This is a genomic window from Terriglobus roseus DSM 18391 (assembly GCF_000265425.1).
In the GTDB taxonomy this organism is placed as follows: domain Bacteria; phylum Acidobacteriota; class Terriglobia; order Terriglobales; family Acidobacteriaceae; genus Terriglobus; species Terriglobus roseus.
Window position 1 is genome coordinate 2088770 of sequence record NC_018014.1, and the last position, 19578, is coordinate 2108347.

General features: G+C 60.2%; 14 protein-coding genes. 10 read left to right on the forward strand and 4 right to left on the reverse strand.

From position 1 onward, the window contains the following. The first annotated feature begins 274 nt into the window (after positions 1–274). The 7 genes from TERRO_RS08695 to TERRO_RS08725 all read left to right on the forward strand — a co-directional run bounded on the left by TERRO_RS08695 (position 275) and on the right by TERRO_RS08725 (position 9993). A complete protein-coding gene (locus TERRO_RS08695; protein ID WP_014785630.1) occupies positions 275–2248 on the forward strand; it encodes a right-handed parallel beta-helix repeat-containing protein in 1974 nt (657 codons plus the stop codon). A gap of 54 nt (positions 2249–2302) precedes the next feature. Continuing rightward, positions 2303–4525 carry an outer membrane protein assembly factor BamB family protein gene (locus TERRO_RS08700; RefSeq protein WP_014785631.1) on the forward strand — a complete coding sequence of 741 codons (2223 nt, stop codon included), beginning with the start codon at positions 2303–2305 and terminating at the stop codon, positions 4523–4525. A gap of 166 nt (positions 4526–4691) precedes the next feature. Further along, positions 4692–5114 (forward strand): hypothetical protein, encoded by a 423-nt coding sequence (locus TERRO_RS08705; protein WP_014785632.1) that lies wholly within the window; start codon positions 4692–4694, stop codon positions 5112–5114. Between the two features lie 51 nt (positions 5115–5165). After that, positions 5166–6203 (forward strand): SMP-30/gluconolactonase/LRE family protein, encoded by a 1038-nt coding sequence (locus TERRO_RS08710; RefSeq protein ID WP_217164484.1) that lies wholly within the window; start codon positions 5166–5168, stop codon positions 6201–6203. Positions 6204–6244: 41 nt separating this feature from the next. Then, positions 6245–7603 carry an MFS transporter gene (locus tag TERRO_RS08715; RefSeq protein WP_014785634.1) on the forward strand — a complete coding sequence of 453 codons (1359 nt, stop codon included), beginning with the start codon at positions 6245–6247 and terminating at the stop codon, positions 7601–7603. Between the two features lie 32 nt (positions 7604–7635). After that, on the forward strand, positions 7636–8562 hold the full coding sequence (locus tag TERRO_RS08720; RefSeq protein ID WP_041592520.1) for a cupin domain-containing protein: 927 nt from the start codon (positions 7636–7638) through the stop codon (positions 8560–8562). Positions 8563–8595: 33 nt separating this feature from the next. Next, on the forward strand, positions 8596–9993 hold the full coding sequence (locus tag TERRO_RS08725; RefSeq protein WP_014785636.1) for a glycoside hydrolase family 27 protein: 1398 nt from the start codon (positions 8596–8598) through the stop codon (positions 9991–9993). A 27-nt stretch (positions 9994–10020) separates the two neighbouring features. Here the strand turns inward: TERRO_RS08725 and TERRO_RS08730 are convergent, their stop codons facing one another. Both TERRO_RS08730 and araA read right to left on the reverse strand, forming a co-directional pair. After that, entirely contained in the window at positions 10021–11100 is a 1080-nt protein-coding gene (locus TERRO_RS08730) for a LacI family DNA-binding transcriptional regulator (RefSeq protein WP_014785637.1), read from the reverse strand. Between the two features lie 57 nt (positions 11101–11157). Next, complete coding sequence (gene araA, locus TERRO_RS08735) at positions 11158–12624, reverse strand: L-arabinose isomerase (protein WP_245536260.1); 1467 nt, start codon at positions 12622–12624, stop codon at positions 11158–11160. 130 nt (positions 12625–12754) lie between these two features. Here araA and TERRO_RS08740 point away from each other — a divergent pair, with 130 nt between their 5' ends. Genes TERRO_RS08740 through TERRO_RS08750 form a run of 3 tightly spaced genes read left to right on the forward strand, consistent with a single transcriptional unit; the run spans position 12755 to position 16189 of the window. Beyond that, on the forward strand, positions 12755–13444 hold the full coding sequence (locus TERRO_RS08740; protein WP_014785639.1) for an L-ribulose-5-phosphate 4-epimerase: 690 nt from the start codon (positions 12755–12757) through the stop codon (positions 13442–13444). 8 nt (positions 13445–13452) lie between these two features. Next, a complete protein-coding gene (locus TERRO_RS08745) occupies positions 13453–15042 on the forward strand; it encodes a ribulokinase (protein WP_014785640.1) in 1590 nt (529 codons plus the stop codon). Positions 15043–15088: 46 nt separating this feature from the next. Continuing rightward, positions 15089–16189 carry an aldose epimerase family protein gene (locus tag TERRO_RS08750; protein ID WP_014785641.1) on the forward strand — a complete coding sequence of 367 codons (1101 nt, stop codon included), beginning with the start codon at positions 15089–15091 and terminating at the stop codon, positions 16187–16189. Positions 16190–16215: 26 nt separating this feature from the next. Here the strand turns inward: TERRO_RS08750 and TERRO_RS08755 are convergent, their stop codons facing one another. Both TERRO_RS08755 and TERRO_RS08760 read right to left on the reverse strand, forming a co-directional pair. After that, on the reverse strand, positions 16216–17517 hold the full coding sequence (locus TERRO_RS08755; RefSeq protein ID WP_245536279.1) for an MFS transporter: 1302 nt from the start codon (positions 17515–17517) through the stop codon (positions 16216–16218). A gap of 327 nt (positions 17518–17844) precedes the next feature. Further along, on the reverse strand, positions 17845–19446 hold the full coding sequence (locus TERRO_RS08760) for a carboxylesterase/lipase family protein (RefSeq protein ID WP_217164487.1): 1602 nt from the start codon (positions 19444–19446) through the stop codon (positions 17845–17847). Positions 19447–19578 lie beyond the last annotated feature (132 nt).

The window sequence follows — 19578 nt, forward strand, 5'->3', positions numbered from 1 at the left end:
GGGCATCGTATGATTTCGTTCGCGCCGCGAACTTATGTTGGGGAAACGTTTACTCAAATAGCCAGGGATTCGGATCTGCGGATTCTGCCGGAGCTATCTCGAGTATCCGTGTAGCTCTGGGGCTGTCACAACAACGTCGGTCGCATGCATGTATTGGAATGGGGCCGGAATGCAATCAGGCAGTGCGTACGATGCGTCTCGTGTGAAAGTGCCAGCGGATAGATCTTCTTCAATAGACAGACGTCAGTTCCTGCAATACGCAGCAGGCGCAGGCATGATGCTTGGGTTGGGGCGAGGCGTCTTCGCGCAGGGTTTGGCTGCAGCATCGGACAATCGTCTGCCGGATGGCAGCGGCCACGTGTCCTGGGAACAGCCACTGCAGTTCACCAAGACCTACTACGTCGACAACAAATCGCAGAAGGCGGACGACAACGGCCCGGGCACTTCTGCAAAGCCCTTCCGCACGATTAACAAGGCGGCGCAGGTGCTTCAGCCGGGGGAGCGAGTTGTGATCGCCGCCGGTACGTATCGCGAATGCGTGCGCCCTATGCGCGGCGGGACAGGCGCCACGCGCATGATCAGCTATGAGGCTGCTCCGGGTGCGCAGGTCATCGTCAAGGGGTCAGAGATTCTGAAGGAGGGCTGGGAGAAAGAGTCGGTCGCAATGGGCCGCGGACCGCAAAGCGGACAGGTTACGGCCTGGCAGCATGAACTGAGCGGCAAGCTTTTCCCGGATGCCTACAATCCATTCGCACTGGCAAGTGCGCCGGGCGATCGCTCCTGGCTTGATACCAAGTCTGTCGACATGGGGCCTTACTTCCGTCGGCGCGGCCTGGTCTTTGTGGATGGCAAACCGCTTGAGCCGGTCGAGCAACTCCGTGAACTCGCTTCTGCAAATCTGCCTGGACCACCGCCGCCCACAGCTGCCAAGGTACTCAACGGACTCCCAACGCGCGTTCGCACCGCGCCCATCATGCAGGAGGTAGGCGGCACACCTGACGGTCGTTTCTGGGTGGAGAACTCAGGTACTGGAGTGCACGTACGTCTGCCGCAGGGAGAGCCTGCCGACCACACCATCGAAGTCACGACGCGTGAGCAGGTCTTCGCGCCGTCGCAAAAAGGTCTTGGTTTCATCCGAGTGAAGGGCATCACCTTTCAGCACGCGGGCAACGTGATCCCGGTGCCGCAACGAGGCCTGGTATCGACCGCGGGCGGCAACCACTGGATCATTGAGGGCAACACCATCGAGTGGGCGAACGGTACCGGCCTTGATATCGGGAATGGTGACTGGAACGGCCCCGGCGCACCGAATGCGGGTCTCAATCAGATCATCCGTGGCAACACCATCCGCTACTGCGGTGTGGAGGCCATCGGTGGCATGGGCACGAAGAACACTCTAATTGAAGACAATCTGATCGAGTGGTGCGGCTGGGCCGATGCAGAACGTGCGTGGGAGGCGGGCGCGGTGAAATTTCATCGTGCGCAGAACATGCTCTTCCGGCGCAATGTCATCCGTCACATTCGCCATGCGAACGCGGTGTGGTTCGACAGCGGCAACGTCAACAATCGCATTACCAGCAACGTCTTCGCAGACGTCTTGACGGTGAGTGCCGCTGTACACATTGAGGTCAATCTTCAGGAGAACCAAATCGACAACAACGTCATCTGGGACGTTCGCAATGCGGAGCCGGGAACACCCGGACAGAGAGGCTGCGCAGGTTCCGGCATCTTCATCAATGCCAGTGACCGCGTCGTCATCGCGCAGAACCTGATTGGTCGCTGCGATAACTCCGGCGTGTTTGCCATCATTCGCGAAGACCGAGCCGGTACCGGCACGGCTACGGGTAACAAGATCTTCAATAACATCTTCAGCCACTGCGGTAAGTCTGCCGTCGTCTTCCTGAACACCCGGAACGAGGCGGACGGCAACCTCTATGTTTCCATGCCACAGGGCTATCTCGGCTTCACGACATCCGACTCAAAGCAGTGGCTCGATCTTCCAGCTTGGCGCGAGACGCATGGCTGGGATAAGAACGGTGCAACAGCAGATGCGCAGATTGACTTCAACCCGGACACGCTGGAGCTGACCATGAGCAGCAAGCAGCCGCTTCCGACGGTGAGCGCCTTCAACCATATCGACAACGATCTCTTCGGCAAGGCCACGGGCGCCACCCGATTACCCGGACCACTGGCTGATCCGAGTGCCAAGGCCGTCTGGAAACTTGATCCGCGTGTGTCGGTCGTTTAAGCCAGCAACAGAAATCGTAACGGCAGTCGATACAGGACAACGAAAGCTCGATTGATGAAGACGAAGATTCGGAACACCGGCTGGGTTGTTGCTGTCTCCCTGTGTGCATTGGCCGCGGTTGCGGCGGTGACTCCACGGCAACGCACGCCCACCTCAACGCTGGATGCAGGTCATACACGGTACTCTGGGTTGTCGGAGATCAATCGCGGCAATGTGCAGAACCTGAAGCCCGTCTGGGTCTATGACACCGGCGTCAAAGGCCGCACCTGGCAAGGGAATCCCATCGTTGTAGACGGCGTGATGTATCTCTCGATACCAGGCGGGGCATCTGCAATTGACCCGGAGACAGGCAAGGAATTATGGAAGTTCGTCCCCAAGGGTATCTCGCGACCGGGGCGTGACCGAGGCGTGGCGTACTGGCCCGGCGACGGCGCGCTCACTCCGCGGATTATCTACGCAACGGTAGATCGCCTGTACGCGCTGGATGCGGTGACGGGTGTACCAGTCGGAGGTTTCGGCAAAGACGGCCTGGTGAACCTGCGGGATGACGTTGCCGACAAGTATCCCAACGCTCTCTACACGATCTCTTCACCGGCTGCGATCTATAAGAACCTGGCGATCATCTCTCCGTCGACACAGGAGTTTGGCAGCAAAGGTCCCAGCGGCGACCCGCGCGCCTTTGACGTCCGCACGGGCAAGCTTGTCTGGCGGTTCCATACCGTTCCACAACCCGGCGAGCCACAGGATGGTTCGTGGGGGCCGGAGGGCTGGAAGGAAAGAGCCGGACCAAGCGCGTGGGGCGGCGCTACCGTGGACGCGGCGACGGGGCTTGTCTTCATTCCCATTGGCAATCCCGATGACAGTTACAACGGCGTTGATCGCCCGGGTAAGAACTATTACGCCAACTCAATCGTCGCGCTCGATGCAGCGACGGGAACGCTGAAGTGGTTCTATCAATTCACGCATCACGACATCAACGACGTCGACGCGCCTGCCGCGCCAAGCCTGATTGATATCCGCCGCAACGGTCAGTTGATCCCCGCGCTGGTTGAGGTGCCGAAGTCGGGACTCGCATTTGTGCTGGACCGTCGCACAGGCAAGCCGGTCTTCGGAGACGAGGAGCGACCCGTGCCTCAAAGCGACGTGCCGGGTGAGCATAGTTCGCCGACGCAGCCTTTTCCTATGAAGCCGCTGCCATTGGCGAAGACAAGTGTGACGAAGGCGGACATCACGACGATGTCGCCGGAAGCACATGCGTTCTGCCTGGCGCAGTGGGACAAGCTGCAACTGCACAACGACGGTCCATATACTCCGGTCAGCATCAAGGGCACCACGCTGTTTGCGCCGGGAACCTCTGGCGGTGGCAACTGGGGCGGCGTCTCAACCGATCCGCGGCTCGGCTACTTCTTCGCAAATATCTCCAATGTGCCAACGACAAGCCGGATGGTCCCGGATGCAGCGGGCGGCTACAAATTGGAGGGCGCCTATGGCCGCTTCAACGATCCAAAGGGCTGGCCCTGCATCAACCCGCCATGGGGCGAACTGATCGCCGTGAACGCAAACACGGGCGACATTGCATGGCGCACACCACTGGGTACGTCGGACGATTATGGTGCGGCAAGTAAGAACGCCGGCACGGCAAATATCGGTGGATCGATCGCCACTGCGGGTGGTCTTGTCTTCATCGGCGCGACGGTCGACTCGCGCTTCCGTGCCTTTGATTCACGTACCGGCAAAGAGGTGTGGACCGTGTCGGTGCCCGCGCCCGCAGTCTCGACGCCGACGACTTATCGCGGCAAGAGTGGGCGGCAGTATGTCGTGATTCCGGATGGCGGACCCGGCACAATCGGCATGCCGGGGCGCTTCTCCAGCTTCCACGCGATCCTACTGGCTTACGCGCTTCCAAAGCCTGGTGAGGCTGCGGTGGACCTGACGCAGTTCGCTCCCACGCCGATGCAACTTCCACCCAGACCTCCCGGCGGCCAGACTCCGAGCGGGCCATCCACCGCGGCGCTTCCGGCATCGGCAGGGCCAACTACATTGCCGGACGGCGCAGGTAAGGACGACGTGTTGAGTATGTGCGGGCAGTGTCATGGTGTCAGCACAGCGGTGGCAGTCCGCCGGTCGTCTGAGGGCTGGCATGACCTCATCCAGGACATGCGCTCGAGAGGAGCACAGGGAGATAACGCCAAGGCAGCACGAGTGCAGGACTATCTCTCACGATACTTCGGCATGATGCCGGTCCCGATCGACTCTGTCGCTGTGCCGAAGCCGTGACGAAGGAGTCGGATCAAGGTGCCCGTTGACAGCGGGGCATTGAGGAAGCTAGTTTTCTCCACGCCTCGAACTTATCTCATTCGCAGTCACTGATCTCGAAGGGGATTGGTGGAAATTAGTAAACGTTTTCCATTATCTCGTGATGGATCGTGATTTGAGAGGAAGCATGAATAGAAGATCGCTCCTGAAGTACTCGACCATGCTCGGTGTCACCAGTTCCTTGTCGTCGCTCGTCCTTGCAGAGGCTGAGCCAGCGAAGGGAAGCGGCGGCGGCATCGTTCTCTACTGCGACCTGGCAATCGATCCGGCGCGTGAGCAGGAGATGTTGCACCACTTCCACATGGACTTCCTGCCGGCTGCGGCAAAGTTTGACGGCTACATCGACGTCAAGATGTTGAAGCTTCGTAAGGTGATGCAGGGCCAGCCGGCGCCGATGCCGAACATCAACTATCGCTTCCAGCTCACGTACAAGAGCGAGGAACTGCGCCAGAAGTGGATCGCGTCGGCAATCCATCAGCGCGTGTGGCCGCTGATCGAAGACACCGTGACGAACAAGGATTACCTGGTCTTGCTCACGGACAAGGCTTAGACGAGCAGTTTCAGTCGACGAATGGTTTGTTCCAGGGAAGAAAGCACACAGATGAGATTGAACTCGAGATGGATCGTATGGAGCGTCATGAGTGTGGCGCTCGCCGGATGCAAGGCGAAGCAGCCCGCTCCGGCGGTCGTCGCGTCCCCGCCAGCCCAGGCAGCGTCAGCCAGCCTGGAAGTCGTGCGGCTCGATGCTGCGCTGGATGCTGTCATCGCACCCGGCACGAAGATCGAGAAGGTCGCAAGCGGCTTCGTCTTCGCTGAGGGCCCAATGTGGCATGAGGGACAACTGTGGTTCTCCGATGTGGCCGGGAACAAGATGTACGCCATGACGGCGGACGGACACACACCCGTCTTAATCGATCACGCCGGCGGCCTGGATAGCTATCCCGCTGGAATGCCTAAGGGATCGAACGGCATGGCGACCGACAAGGACGGCAGCGTGCTGATGACGCAGCACGGTGTACGTCGCATCGCCCGGCTTGATGATCACCAGAAGCCGACCACCTTCCTCGACCGATTTGAAGGCAAACGCTTCAACAGTCCCAACGACCTCGTCTTTGCACCGGATGGTTCGTTGTGGTTTACGGATCCGCCCTATGGGCTCACCGGCCAGGACCGCGACCCCGCGAAAGAGCTGCCCTTTAACGGCGTCTACCGCTATGCGAACGGCAAGCTGACCGCGCCCATTCGCGAGCTGGCCCGACCCAATGGCATCGGCTTCACGTCGGATGGCAAGACGCTCTATGTGTCGAACTCCGGACCCGAGATGTATGTGGAGAGATACGACGTCAACGCGGACGGGACGGTCTCGAAAGGCACGCGGTTTATCGAGTACCCCGGCAGCGCTCCGGACGTTCCCGATGGCCTGAAGCTCGACTCAGCGAATAACCTCTGGACATCCGGGCCGGGTGGCATTCGCATTATCTCGCCTGCAGGTAAGGTCCTGGGACAGATCAAGCTGCCGGAAGTCGCCGCGAACATGGCCTGGGCCGACGGCGGCAAGACGCTGTACATCACGGCTTCCACCAGCATCTATCGCCTTCCGGTCAAGACGCCGGGAGCTTTGCCTCACTACGTCAAGTAAGTCGTACGGTTGTTGCTACAAGATCGGGAGTAAGTCAGCGAATGGACGTGAAACGCAACACGAGAGTACGTTGGGCGCTTGCTTCCTGGCTATTTGTTCTGAGCGCGGTGGCGTTCCTTGACCGGACGAATGTCTCCATCGCCGGCCTGCAGATCAGCAAAGAGTACGCACTCGGGAACCAGCGTCTGGGCTGGATGGCGAGCGCCTTCCTGATCGCCTATGCAGCCTTCCAGGTCCCGGCGGGATGGGTCTCCGCGCGGTACGGCCCGCGGCGCGTCCTCGCGTTCGGAGTGCTTTGGTGGGGGGTTGCAACGGCGCTCACGGCCCTGCTGCCCGCGTCCGTCTCACACGCCGCGATGATCCTGGTAGCGCTGCGATTCGGTCTTGGCGTGGGCGAGTCGGTGATGTATCCCGCGGCGAATCAGTTCGTGATGCGTTGGTTCCCGGCGGAAGAGCGTGGCCTCGTTAATGGACTCATCTTCGCAGGCGTCGGAGCAGGCAGTGGACTCACACCGCCGCTGCTGACCTGGTTCATCCTGCATCACGGCTGGCGCTCTGCCTTCTGGCTAAGCGCGGCAACGGGACTGGTTGCAGGCGCCATCTGGTGGTGGATCGCGCGAGACCGTCCTGAAGAGCACCCGTGGGTACAGACCTCTGAGCTGCGCCTTATCCGTGGAATAGCTAACGCCGACGCAGCAACTCCCGCACTGCAAGCGGCGCCTAAGACCGTGCCGTGGAAGTTAATTCTCGGCCGCACCGATCTGCTCGCCATGATGGCTGCTTACTTTGGATTTCTTTACGTCGCGTGGATCTACTTCAGCTGGTTCTTCATCTACATGGCGCAGGTGCGCGGCTTCGACATGAAAGCCAGCGCGCGATACACCATGCTGCCTTTCCTTTCGATGACCGTCTTCTGTCTGGCGGGCGGCAAGCTGAATGACGTGCTCGCGCGTAAGTATGGTGTGCGTGCGGGCCGGTGCGGCCTTGCTGCCGGCGCATCGTTGCTTACGGCGGTCTTCCTGATCCTTGGATCGCAGACACACAGTCCGCAACTGGCCGGCTATATCCTCGCGCTCGGAGCCGGCGCGCTCTATCTGTCGCAGAGCTCCTATTGGGCCGCCTCGATCGATATCGCCGGCCCCAGCTCCGGTATCTTCTCCAGCATGGTCAATATGGGCGGACAGATCGGCGGCGCAGTCACCGCGTCCCTGACGCCATGGATCGCCCAGCGCTTCGGATGGACGACCTCTTTTGCCACCGCCGCAGCATTCGCAGTGTTATCCGCAATCCTCTGGCTTACTGTGCATCCGGAGCGGCCGCTTGCAGGCGAGGCGAGTGAGCCTGCCGAAGGCGTCCAGAGAGTACCCGGACGTCTTAAAGCAGCCGCGCAGAGTGCCTGAAGAGCGTTCCAACAGATCGAGTTTCTAAGGAGATGACCGTGCAGGCAAAGTTGATCTTTACATTGCTTTTCGTGTCCGCAGCATCGACTTCGTCCGCGCAGACGGCGACGCCTCCGGCCCGCACGCCGCAAACGTTGGAACAACGTATCGGCCACACCGATCCGGCGAAGGCAATGCATCAGTCGGCCGTGCATGACGGCGCAGGTGCTGTCGACTTCCGGCCACTCCTTGGAATGAATGCGACGGATACGAACCTCATCTTCTTCCATCGCGGTGTCATTGAGCCAAAGAGCGGCATCGGGCAGCACTTCCATAACAAGTGTGAGGAGATGTTCGTCATCCTCGACGGCGAGGCACAGTTCACAGTCGATGGACACACCTCATTACTCAAAGGGCCCGTCGCTGTGCCGGACATCATGGGCCATGCCCACGGCATCTACAACGCGACGGACAAGCCGGTGCAGTGGCTCAACATCAACGTGGGTATGAGTAAGGTCTACGATGCCTTCAATCTCGGCGACTCGCGTGTGGGCGCCGCACTCGATCCCGTGCCCCAGTTCGTCTCCATGCACTTCGACCGGTCTCTGTTGAAGCCCGTGGATCACATGGGCGGTGGCACCGGCACGGTGCAGTACCGCCGCGCGCTGCCACCCAGCGTCTTCTCCACCACCTGGTCTTACGTGGATCATCTGCTGCTCCCACCCGGCAGTTCTGTAGGACCGGCGACGAAGGCCACACTGAGCGAGGTCTATTACGTGATGAACGGTAGCGGCGAGGCGCACATCGGTACAGAATCGGCTGCAATTCATACGGGAGACGCCATCCCGGTCCGACTCGATGAGGCAGAGGGATTCACCAACAACGGCAGTGAACCGCTGGAGTTCCTGATCGTCGGCGTGGCAAAGGACTTTGCAGCAAAAGACGCGCTGATGAACGCGCCGCGGCCACGCGGAAACTAAACTGCAGCAAGAGTGGTTCGTGAGGAGTTGTTGATGGTCCTGGTGAAGCGTTGGATCGCAGTGGCGATATTGTTGTTCGCGGCCTTTGCGCCTGCGCAGAAGGTCGAGAAGCAGTCGAAGCAGCGCGTAAAACCAGCACTCGCAGCGCGGCCGCCACTGGGATGGAATAGCTGGGACTCGTACGGTCTGCGGATTGATGAGCAGCAATTCCGAGACAACGTGAAGGTGCTCACGAACAAGCTCAAACCCTTTGGTTATGACTACGCCGTCATCGACGAAGGCTGGTTCCTGCGCAACCCGGAATCACGACCGCACCCTGAACTTCTGCAATACGAACTCGATGCGAACGGCCGTTACATCCCGGTACCGTCAAGGTTTCCTTCGGCAACAGCTGGCACAACCAATGTCGGCTTTGCACCCATCGGGAAGTGGCTCCACGCGCAGGGACTGAAGTTCGGTATTCACATCGTGCGAGGGATCCCGCGCGAGAGTGTGAAGCGGGACCTGTCCATCGAAGGTTCAACCTTCAAACTGGCGGACGCCGCAGATCAAAGCGATGCATGCCCCTGGGATCCCACCAACTGGGGCGTCAAAGACACACCAGCCGGTCAGGCCTGGTACGACGCGCTGCTTCGTCAGTACGCGGTCTGGGGAGTCGACTTTCTCAAAGTCGACTGCATCTCCAACAACCCCTACAAAGTTAGTGAGATTCGACAAATTCGCCTCGCCATTCAGCACGCCGGCCGGCCTATGGTGCTCAGTCTGTCACCCGGGCCGACCTCGGTCGACCACGCTGAGGAAGTCATCGCCATGTCACAGATGTGGCGCATCTCGAATGACGTATGGGATGTGTGGTCGACGAAGGCGCCATTTCCAAAGAGCGTGAAAGATCAATTTGCGCAGGCCGCGAAGTGGAGCAAATACGCAGGCCCTGGGCACTGGCCCGATGCGGACATGCTGCCGATTGGGGAACTCACGCCGTACCCGGATGTGGGTAAGGTCGCGCGGCATACTCGCCTGACTCCTGCGGAACAACGAACGATGGTGACGCTCTGGTCCTTCGCGCGAAGCCCGTTGATGGTGGGGGCAAACCTCACGCAACTCGATGAACCGACGACGGCTCTGCTGACGAATAGGAACCTGCTTCGCATCGATCAAAACGCAATCGCAAGCAGGGAAGTAAGGCACGACGGTGAAACCATTGTGTGGACCTCCGACCTGCCGAACGGACAGTTCGCTGTTGCCGCATTCAACATCGGTGACGAACCAGCCGATGGCGCGTGGCAGCTCTCCGACCTGGGTCTTCCAGCAGGTAGCTTCAGCGTTCGAGACGCCTGGGAAGGCACAGAGAAGGGCAGCGCGACAGACCTGAAGGTGCACCTGGAACCGCATGCCACAGCGGCCTACGTCTTGACCCGGAATCATCAGTAAGTCACGAGTTACTACCGGTGAGTAGGACTAAGCTTTGTCCGCTGACTTTCGGGCGGCCGGCTTCGATCCGGGCGTCTGCTTCGACGGGACGCCGGTCGTCTGCCGAACCACCAGGTTGGTCTCCACCTGCTTTGGGGCGATTCCGGGATTCAGCAAGGCGTAGACGGCGCTCGCGGCGATATCTCGACCTGACATGCGAATCGTCGTGAGTGGGGGCAGCACGTACTCCGTCAATTGAATATCGTCGAAGCCGATCAGCGAGATGTCCGCGGGGATCGACAGGCCCGCGCGTGAGATCGCGTGCATCGCACCCAGCGCACTCATATCGTTCGAGCACATGATGGCAGTGGGTGGCTGCTTGATGCTCAGCAGATGCTCCACACCGCGGGAGCCGCCCTCCGCCGTGTGATCACCATGGAAGATGCACATCTCCGGCACACGAATCCCGACACGTTCCGTAGCAGAGAGGAACGCATTCAATCGCGCGTTCGCAGAATGAAGACGGGGCGGGCCGGTGATAAATCCGATCCGGCGGTGTCCCAGCGCGGCCAGGTGCTGCACGGCTTCGCGAATGCCCTGGTCGTAGTTCACATGGATGACGGAGATGTTCTTCTTCCGAGGAGCCACGTCGATGAAGACCATGGGAATGCCCTCAGAGGACAGGCGCTCCAGCAGTGGCTCTTCAATGCCGAAGGTCATCACCGCAACACCTTCGACCTGCCGCTCCAGCATGCGTTGGACGCAGTGCTCCATGCGTTGCAGGTCGTAATTCGTGGATCCAATCAGCGTCTCGTAACCAACGTCGATCGCTTTATCTTCGAAACCCTGGATAAGTTCCGGGAAGAATGGATTGGTGATGTCCGAGATGATGACGCCCAGCAACTTGCTGCGACCGGAGACAAGGGCTCGTGCCTGGGTGTTGGGGATATAGCCAAGCTTTTTGACGGTGGCCCAGACTCGCTTGCTCAGTTGTGGGTCAACCGTGGGAACCTTGTTCATCACCCGGGAGACGGTTGCCACGGAAACGCCCGCAGCAGTAGCAACAGTGCGGATGTCAAGCCGCTCTTTTCCCTTTGCTGTCGTGGTTGATCGTTTCCGAGTTGCCAAACTATCCCTCGCTCAAGTCAGGATCATAGCAGCCTGACTTGAGCGTTTCGGGTCTCCTTAGGAGTACAGCAGGTGCTGTCTGAGCGTGCGCAGATCGGTATCTGCGTCGATCCGAACAACCTCAACACCGGCCATTACGGCGAAATCTTCCAGGTGCTCGCTGTTCAGTGCCTGGCTGAAGCCCGTGTGGTGCGCGCCGCCGGCATAGATCCAGGCTGCTGCCGCTGTCTTGAGGCTCGGCCTCGGAACCCAGAGAGCACGGGCGACCGGCAGGTGCGGCAGATCGTGCTCGGGCTGGATGACGTCAACATCATTCAAAATCATCCGGAAGCGATTGCCCATGTCCACAATGGTGGCCACGACGGCGGGACCTGCTGGTGCAGTGAAGACCAGGCGCACCGGATCTGCCTTGCCGCCGATGCCAAGGGGATGCACCTCAAGTGAAGGGCGCTCCGCCGCGATCGACGGGCAGATCTCCAGCATGTGCGATCCAAGAACCTTCGGTGTGCCGGAGAAGTCGTAGGTGTAGTCCTCCATAAAGGACGTGCCACCGGGCAGCCCCTGCGCCATCATCTTCATGATGCGTACCAGCGCGGCCGTCTTCCAATCGCCCTCGCCCGCAAAGCCAAAGCCGTCTGCCATTAGGCGCTGCACCGCGATACCGGGCAACTGGCCGATGCCATGCAGGTCTTCGAAGGTATCGGTAAACGCGCCGAAGCCACCCTCGGTCAGAAACGCGCGCAGACCGAGTTCGATACGCGCAGCAACTGCCAGCGCATCGGCACGATCGTGCTGCGATGCGATCGAATAGCTCTCGCGGTACTCGCCAACGAGCGCTGCGACTTCGGTCTCGCTGAAGTGCGACATACGATCGGCAAGATCGCCAATGCCGTAGCCCAGGACGCTATAGCCGAAGACGCGCTGCGCCTCGACCTTGTCGCCTTCGGTGACAGCAACCTCGCGCATGTTGTCGCCGAAGCGAGCCACCTTCAACGTGCGGGAGTGGTGCCAGCCGATGGCGGAACGAGCCCACGAACCGATCTCACCGACGGTCTCAGGATCGCTATAGAAACCGACGATGACCTTTCGCGGCAGTTTGAGGCGAGCCGTAATGAATCCGAACTCTCGGTCGCCATGGGCGGCCTGGTTCAGGTTCATGAAGTCCATATTGATCGTCGCCCACGGCAGCTCGCGGTTCGCCTGCGTGTGCAGCTGCAGGAAGGGCTTGCGCAGCGCCGTCAGGCCTGCAATCCACATCTTGGCCGGGGAGAAGGTATGCATCCACAGGACGAGACCGATGCAGGCCTTGCTGGAGTTCGCTTCCTGGCACAGATCGAGGATAGAATCCGGGGAGGTCAGGGTGGCCTTCCAGACAACCCGCACCGGGATCTCCGCGGCTTGATCCAGGTAGCCGGCGATCTGCTTTGAATTCTCAGCAACACGCTGAAGCGTTTCGGGGCCGTAAAGATGCTGGCTGCCTGTGACGAACCAGAGTTCAAGGGGTGTATTCGGGGTCATTTCCATCTAGCCTTCACCGGTTTGGTGCTTCTCACGGTAAGCGTTTACCCGGCAATGTGCAAGAGAACGGCAAATTGAGACGTAAAAATCCTTGTACCGCAATCCATCTGAGAAAACGTATACTCAAAACGCCATCATGATGCTGCTTGAGTTGAAACAGAAGACGTGGGAAGCGAACCAGGACCTTGTCCGGCGCGGCCTTGTGCTCTATACGTTCGGCAACGCCAGCGGGATTGACCGTAACGAGAATCTCGTTGTGATCAAGCCGAGCGGGGTTGACTACGACAAACTTCGGCCCGAACACATGGTCGTTTGCAACATGGACGGAAAGATCGTCGAAGGCGACCTGCGCCCCTCCAGCGACCTTGCGACCCATCTCGAGATCTACCGCTCCTTTCCGCAGATTGGTGGAGTGGTCCACACCCACTCAAAGAACGCGACCGCCTGGGCGCAGTCCGGCCGTGATATCCCGGCCCTTGGAACAACCCACGCGGACTACTTTCACGGCCCCGTCCCGTGCACGCGGGAACTGACTGACGATGAAATTCGCGGCGACTACGTGCTGAACACCGGACATGCCATCGTGGAGCGCTTCCAGGGGATCGACCCACTCGCCGTACCCGGTGTCCTGGTCGCGGGACATGCGCCATTTGCCTGGGGACGCGATCCCATCGACGCCGCTCATAATGCGGTGGTACTCGAGGCAGTCGCCGAGATGGCCTTTATGACCGTGCTCCTTAATCCCCATGCCGGCGTCTCACAGGCGCTGCTGGATCGTCACTACTACCGCAAACATGGCGCTGCTGCGACCTACGGACAGAGGTAAGAAGAAACATGGCAATCGTCGCAGGCGCAGACTTCGGCACACTCAGCGTTCGAGTCACCCTTCTGGATTCAGCGAAGGGACGGTTAGGGACGGCGGTCGCGGAGTATCCGCTTCACAGGCGCCGCAACGATCCGGACTACGCGACACAATCGCACGCGGACCAGATGAATGCGCTGGCCGAGGCGACGCAGAAAGTCCTGGCTGAGACAGGTGTCGCTGGTGCCGATGTCGTGGCGCTCGCACTGGACACCACCGGCTCAAGCGTCCTGATCGTCGACGCAGCGATGCAGCCCATCGGCGACTACTACCTCTGGTGCGACCATCGCGCACACAAGGAAGCTCGGCAGATCACGCTGCGAGCCCATGAAGTGGGCCTCGAAGCCATCGACTGGTGCGGAGGCGTCTATTCTCACGAGTGGGGCTGGGCAAAGCTGCTGCATTGGCTGCGCAACGCAACACCCGAGGAGAGAGCACGGTTCGGCACCGCAATCGAGAACTGCGACATGGTCGCGGCGACTCTCACCGGCGTGACCGACGTTGCGGATCTCAAGCGCTCTGTCTGCGCCATGGGCCACAAATGGATGTGGAACCCTAAGTGGGATGGCTTGCCCTCCGAAGAGTTCCTCATCGGCGTCGACCCACTGTTCGCAGGTATCCGCGCGAAGATCGGCGGCGAGTACCTGACCTCCGACCACATCTACGGCAAGCTCGCACCCGAGTGGGCAGAGCGCACGGGATTGCCCGCCGGCATCCCCATTCCGGTCGGCGCCTTCGACGCCCACTGGGACGCACTGGGAGCAGGCTGCCGCGCCGGCGATGTCGTCAACGTCGTCGGCACTTCCACCTGCATCATTGCAATGGCCGACAGCACGGAGCTGGTTCCCGGCGTCTGCGGTGTGGTTCCGGGCAGCGTCCATCCAAAGTTCACCGGGATCGAAGCCGGACTATCCGCAGTCGGTGACATCTTCGAGGCGATCTCCCGCAGGGCCGGCAAGTCTGTCAGGGAACTCGCGGCTGGACTCGAGGTCTATCGCGCAGGCCAGACGGGTCTTATGCGGCTCACCTGGGATAACGGCGATCGCACCGTCCTGGTGAATCCAGAGCTGGGTGGCATCACGCTCGGTTGGAATCTCGTTCACACGGCGCAGGACGAACTCTTCGCTGCAATCGAAGGCACAGCGTTCCACACCCGGATCATTCTTGAGCGTATGGCCGAGCACGGCGTCCCGGTCGAGCGAGTCATCAACGCAGGTGGTGTGCCGCAGAACAACACGACGCTCAACCAGATCTACGCGGACGTCCTGAACAAGCCAATGCTCGTACCGGACGGCGTACCCACCAGCATCGGCTCCGGCATCATCGCGCTCACAGCGGCCGGCACCTTCGACTCGATCGAGGCTGCACAGGACGCGCTCTGCCTCCCGCTGCGCTCCTACCTGCCACAGCCGGCTGCCGTGGCCGTCTACGAAAGGCTCTACCAGCTCTACCGGCGGCTCTACTTCGCCTTCGGCACGCCGAATGCTGCGGGTGTCGCCTTAGGCGATGTGCTGCCGGAGCTGAGAGCCATCGCAGCAGCACAACAAGGTGATCTCACGTAAAGCCGTCTCCGTATCCTGCAAAGTCAAAGCTTCTTGGAGGGTAACGATGTTGAAGAGAACGTTGTTCGTGCTTCTGCTTGTCTCTGCAGGGATCGTCGCGCACGCCGAGGTCACCAGGGCATCGTTCGGCAATATGCCGGATGGCCGCGCGGTCGACGTCTTCACGTTGACGAGCCGGAACGTCGAGGCAAAGGTGATCACCTACGGCGCGCGCCTGATCGACATCCGCACGCCGGACCGCAATGGCAAGATCGCCGACGTCATGCTCGGGTACGACACGCTGCCTGAGTGGCTCGCCGACAGGGGCTCTTACAACGGCTCCATCGTTGGTCGCTACGGCAATCGCATCGCGAACGGCCGCTTCACCATTGACGGGAAGGAATACCAGGTGCCGCCGAACGACGGCCCAAACGCCCTGCACGGCGGCCGAGGCGGCTTCGATAAGAAGCTCTGGACAGCGAAGCAGCTACCGGACGGCGTGGAACTCACGCTGGTTTCGCCCGACGGCGACATGGGCCTTCCCGGCACGCTGACCGCACAAGTCACGTACACGCTCAAGGGAAATGCGCTCAAGATCGACTACAAGGCGACAACCGACAAGCCAACTGTGGTCAACCTGACGAACCACACCTACTTCAATCTCACGGGCACGGACGAAGATGTCCTGGGGCATCAGCTCATCATCCACGGTGACCGCTACACGCCCACATCGAAGACGCTCATCCCCACCGGCAAGCTGGACTCCGTAGCCAACACTCCGATGGACTTCCGCACCAGCCACACCATCGGGGAGCGCATTGCCGCACCATTTGAGGCGCTGACGATGGGCGGTGGCTACGATCACAACTGGGTTCTGAACGGACCGGACGGCGTGTTGAAGCCAGCCGCGGACGTCTACGAACCGAAGAGCGGCAGAACGCTCAAGGTCACGACGACGCAACCCGGCGTGCAGTTCTACTCTGGTAACTTCCTCAACGGTATGCTGACCGGTCGCGGTGGCATCAAGTACACAAAGCACATGGGCTTCTGCCTGGAGACGCAACACTTCCCGGATTCGCCGAACGAGCCCAGCTTCCCATCCACCGTCCTGAGGCCCGGTCAGACGGCGAGCTCAACCACCATCTTCACCTTCGGCATCAAGAAGTAGAAGCAGCGGGCGGTGGCACCTGCGATCTAAATGCGCACCGGCTGCACCGAAAGCTCTGCCTGCTTCGGAAGCAGAAGGATCAGCAGGGAAGACAGGATCACCGCGACCGACATCAGCAGGAAGCCGGCCTTCGGGCCACCCGTCGCAGACTGCAGCCAGCCAACGAGATAGCTGCCAACAAACCCACCCAGCGCACCAGCAGAGTTGATCATCGCCATCACTTCGCCCGTAACGTTCTTCGGTACGCGGTCTGGAATGATGGCGAAGTAAGGTCCGTAAGGCGCATACATGCAGGCGCCTGCGACGATAAGGCATAGGAACGCAACGGTAAAGCTCTTACCCGACGCGAAGTAGGACCCAAGCATCGCCAGTCCTCCCATCATCAGAAACGGCCACACGACTGACGCACGTTTCATCGTTCGGTCCGAGATGGAAGACGCAACCAGCATCAGCGCCGCGGCGACCGCGTAAGGGATGGCAGTCAGCAGGCCTGTGTTGCCCATACCCTGGCCCGAACCCTGCCGCACAATCGTAGGCAGCCATAGCACGAAGCCATAGACTCCCAGACTCCAGCAAAAGTACTGCACGGCGAGCAGGATAATGTCGGGCCGTAGCAATGCCTGCCGAACGGCCTTCACCTCCGCGACCTGCGCCTGTTCCGCCAACAGCACCGCATCCAGCGTTGCGACCGATTCGCGCTTCAACCAGCCCGTCTGCGATGGGTAATCCTTGATGAAGAGGATCCAAACAAAGGCCCACACGATGGAGGGAATACCCTCCACGATGAACGTCATCTGCCAGCCAAGCGAATCGATCAGCTTGCCGGTAAGCGCAGACATCCACAGCACAGTAACCGGATTGCCAAGAATCAGAAAAGTGTTCGCGCGGGAGCGTTCGCCCTTGGTGAACCATCGCGTCAACAGCAGAAGGATCACCGGGAAGATGATGCTCTCCGCAACGCCGATCAAAAAGCGATCGAGGGCCAGCAGCCAGAACGAGTGAATGACGCCGGTCAATGACGCAAGCACGCCCCAGGAAAACAATGCCGTAAAGACAAGCTTCGCTGCCCCATGCTTCCGCGCGAATGCAGCACCCGGAATCTGAAAAAGAAAGTATCCAAGGAAGAAAGACGCGCTGATCAGCGACGTCTGTTTGCCTGTGATGTGCAGCGTCTCGGCCAGCCCCGCCGCCGCGCCTAACCCGAAATTCGCGCGATCAAGATACGCAAGGCTGTAAGTGATGAAGACGGCCGGAAGCATGAAAAGGAATCGGCGCCGCAGGTCGGCATGCTGCTTCAGCGGTGTGTCAGCGGTATAAGTTTCTTTCACCAGCAATGAGCTCGTTTCCTTTACATAAGACCGTCGCGAAACAGATCCGTTGTCATACGACTCACGGCGAAGTGTGTCGTCCCAGGAAGGACAGTGGCTGTTCTTCCTAGGAAAATCATCCGTCCGAAAAGGTGCGGCAGGCAGACCCACACCATTAAACAACGTCGCTGGCGGATCGGACTGCAAGTCATAGCGGATTTGCATTAACTGGGCAATCTTCGAAGACGAGACAAGAACCGTGTTGCCGTTCGGCGAGGGGAAGATCGTATTGATCCGCTTCCGTTGCGGAAGATGGGTGCCGACGGGGCTTCGCCGGCACCCATCTCCTTAGGCGAGGATGATCTTGCGAGAGTCGCCGTCTGGGTCGTTGACCATGCGGCACTGATTATCGAAGATCATGGTCCCATTGCTTGCCGGATCGCTGGGCTGCCAGTTGATACCTGCGGTGCTGGGCTTGCCGGTCGCCGCAAAGGCCGCCCAGGACGACGCCATCTTCTTTGCCAACGCCTGCGCCTCTGGCGTGTTGCCGGTTCCTTGCTCGCAACGCTTGGCGTTGTCGAAGCAGAACTGAAGCTCCGCCGTATGCCACGCGCCCGGCAGCCCATCCAGAATGGCCGTCTGCCACGTGAAGTAGTACGCATAGGCAGGAGCAGCGTTCAGTTCGTGCTTCAGCTTCGCCATCTTGACCACGTTGTTGCGCATGGAAAGACCATTGAGTCCGCCGGCGCCTCCACACATGTAGGAGAGCGTCTGAATCGCCTTGTTCGGATAAGACTTTTTCAGCGTCGAGACAAGGGCCGTTGCCTTATCCTCGCCGTACGCCTTGGCCAGATTGGCATGCCATTGCTCCTCGGTCGGATGCTGCGACATCCGGTTGCCCTCTTCGCTTACCGAGCCCACCAGCATGGGTACGTTCTTCGAGATCTCCGGGGCAGCGTCATAGAACGAGCGCAGGTTGATGTTCTTGCCGTCGATGCTGGGACTCCATCCGGCACGCGGTGGGCCTGCGACGGGGCCGGCGGTCGGCGGTCCAGGCGGGTTGACCTTCGCCACCGCAGCATTGCCTGCCGCATTCAGCTTGGCCCACTCCATCTTCTGTAGCGACGCGATGTCGTTCGGCTGCAGTCCAAGGTCCTTCATCATCTGGCGCGCAACTTCAGTCTGCTGTTCCTTGGTGGGGATGTTGCCGCCACCGCCCGACTGCACGGACGCACGGCTGAAGAGACCGTTTGCGTGGGGCATGCCCATGAGCGTCGTCACCTTCGATCCACCGCCGGACTGCCCATAGATCATCACGCGATCCGGGTCGCCGCCAAAATTTTCGATATTGTCGTGAACCCACTTCAGGGCAGCCACCAGGTCCGTCATGCCGACGTTCACTGAGTCCTCATACGCTGAGCCGCCGATGACGGACGCGTCAAAGAAACCCAGGATGTTCAGGCGGTGGTTGACCGATACCTGCACCACATCGTGGTTACGAGCCATGTTCGCGCCCTCGTGCGAGGGCAGTTCGTAAGACGACCCGAACGAGTAGCCGCCGCCGTGGATGTAGAACATCACCGGCCGCTTGCCCGTCAGCGACGGAGTCCAGATGTTCAGCTTCAGCATGTCCTCGCTGATCCAGCCGTCATCCCAGTCCTGAATAAAGGTCTGCGCTCCAGTCCAACTGTGCAGATTCTGTGGACAGTTGGAGCCGTACGTGAGCGTCAGCATCTCGTCCGTCCACGGCTTGGGTGCCTTGGCGGGCAGCCAGCGATTCTCGCCCGCCGTAGTCTCGCCGTAGGGCACGCCCTTGAACGTGAAGACGCCGCCGTCAAGGTAGCCGCGAACCTTGCCGTACTGCGTCTTCGCAATCGCGGAACGAGGCGTTGAGAGTGTGCCGGGACCCGAGTGCGCGGCCGTCTTCACGCTGTCGGATGCGTTTGACATCTGCGGCAGGGAAAGCCCCAAACCTGCAGAGGCCGAGAACAGTAGTGCCTCACGACGACTGATTCTGCCATCGACCATCTTGCTCATTGGAACCTTCCCATCTCGTAGATGAAGTGCGTAGTGCGCATCGCA

Excerpts from the sequence above, each read along its gene's own strand:
- TERRO_RS08695 (WP_014785630.1), top strand. The coding sequence starts at position 275 with ATGATGCTTGGGTTGGGGCGAGGCGTCTTCGCGCAGGGTTTGGCTGCA.
- TERRO_RS08700 (WP_014785631.1), top strand. The coding sequence starts at position 2,303 with ATGAAGACGAAGATTCGGAACACCGGCTGGGTTGTTGCTGTCTCCCTG.
- TERRO_RS08705 (WP_014785632.1), top strand. The coding sequence starts at position 4,692 with ATGAATAGAAGATCGCTCCTGAAGTACTCGACCATGCTCGGTGTCACC.
- TERRO_RS08710 (WP_217164484.1), top strand. The coding sequence starts at position 5,166 with ATGAGATTGAACTCGAGATGGATCGTATGGAGCGTCATGAGTGTGGCG.
- TERRO_RS08715 (WP_014785634.1), top strand. The coding sequence starts at position 6,245 with ATGGACGTGAAACGCAACACGAGAGTACGTTGGGCGCTTGCTTCCTGG.
- TERRO_RS08720 (WP_041592520.1), top strand. The coding sequence starts at position 7,636 with ATGACCGTGCAGGCAAAGTTGATCTTTACATTGCTTTTCGTGTCCGCA.
- TERRO_RS08725 (WP_014785636.1), top strand. The coding sequence starts at position 8,596 with ATGGTCCTGGTGAAGCGTTGGATCGCAGTGGCGATATTGTTGTTCGCG.
- araA (WP_245536260.1), bottom strand. The coding sequence starts at position 12,624 with ATGGAAATGACCCCGAATACACCCCTTGAACTCTGGTTCGTCACAGGC.
- TERRO_RS08740 (WP_014785639.1), top strand. The coding sequence starts at position 12,755 with ATGATGCTGCTTGAGTTGAAACAGAAGACGTGGGAAGCGAACCAGGAC.
- TERRO_RS08745 (WP_014785640.1), top strand. The coding sequence starts at position 13,453 with ATGGCAATCGTCGCAGGCGCAGACTTCGGCACACTCAGCGTTCGAGTC.
- TERRO_RS08750 (WP_014785641.1), top strand. The coding sequence starts at position 15,089 with ATGTTGAAGAGAACGTTGTTCGTGCTTCTGCTTGTCTCTGCAGGGATC.
- TERRO_RS08760 (WP_217164487.1), bottom strand. The coding sequence starts at position 19,446 with ATGTCAAACGCATCCGACAGCGTGAAGACGGCCGCGCACTCGGGTCCC.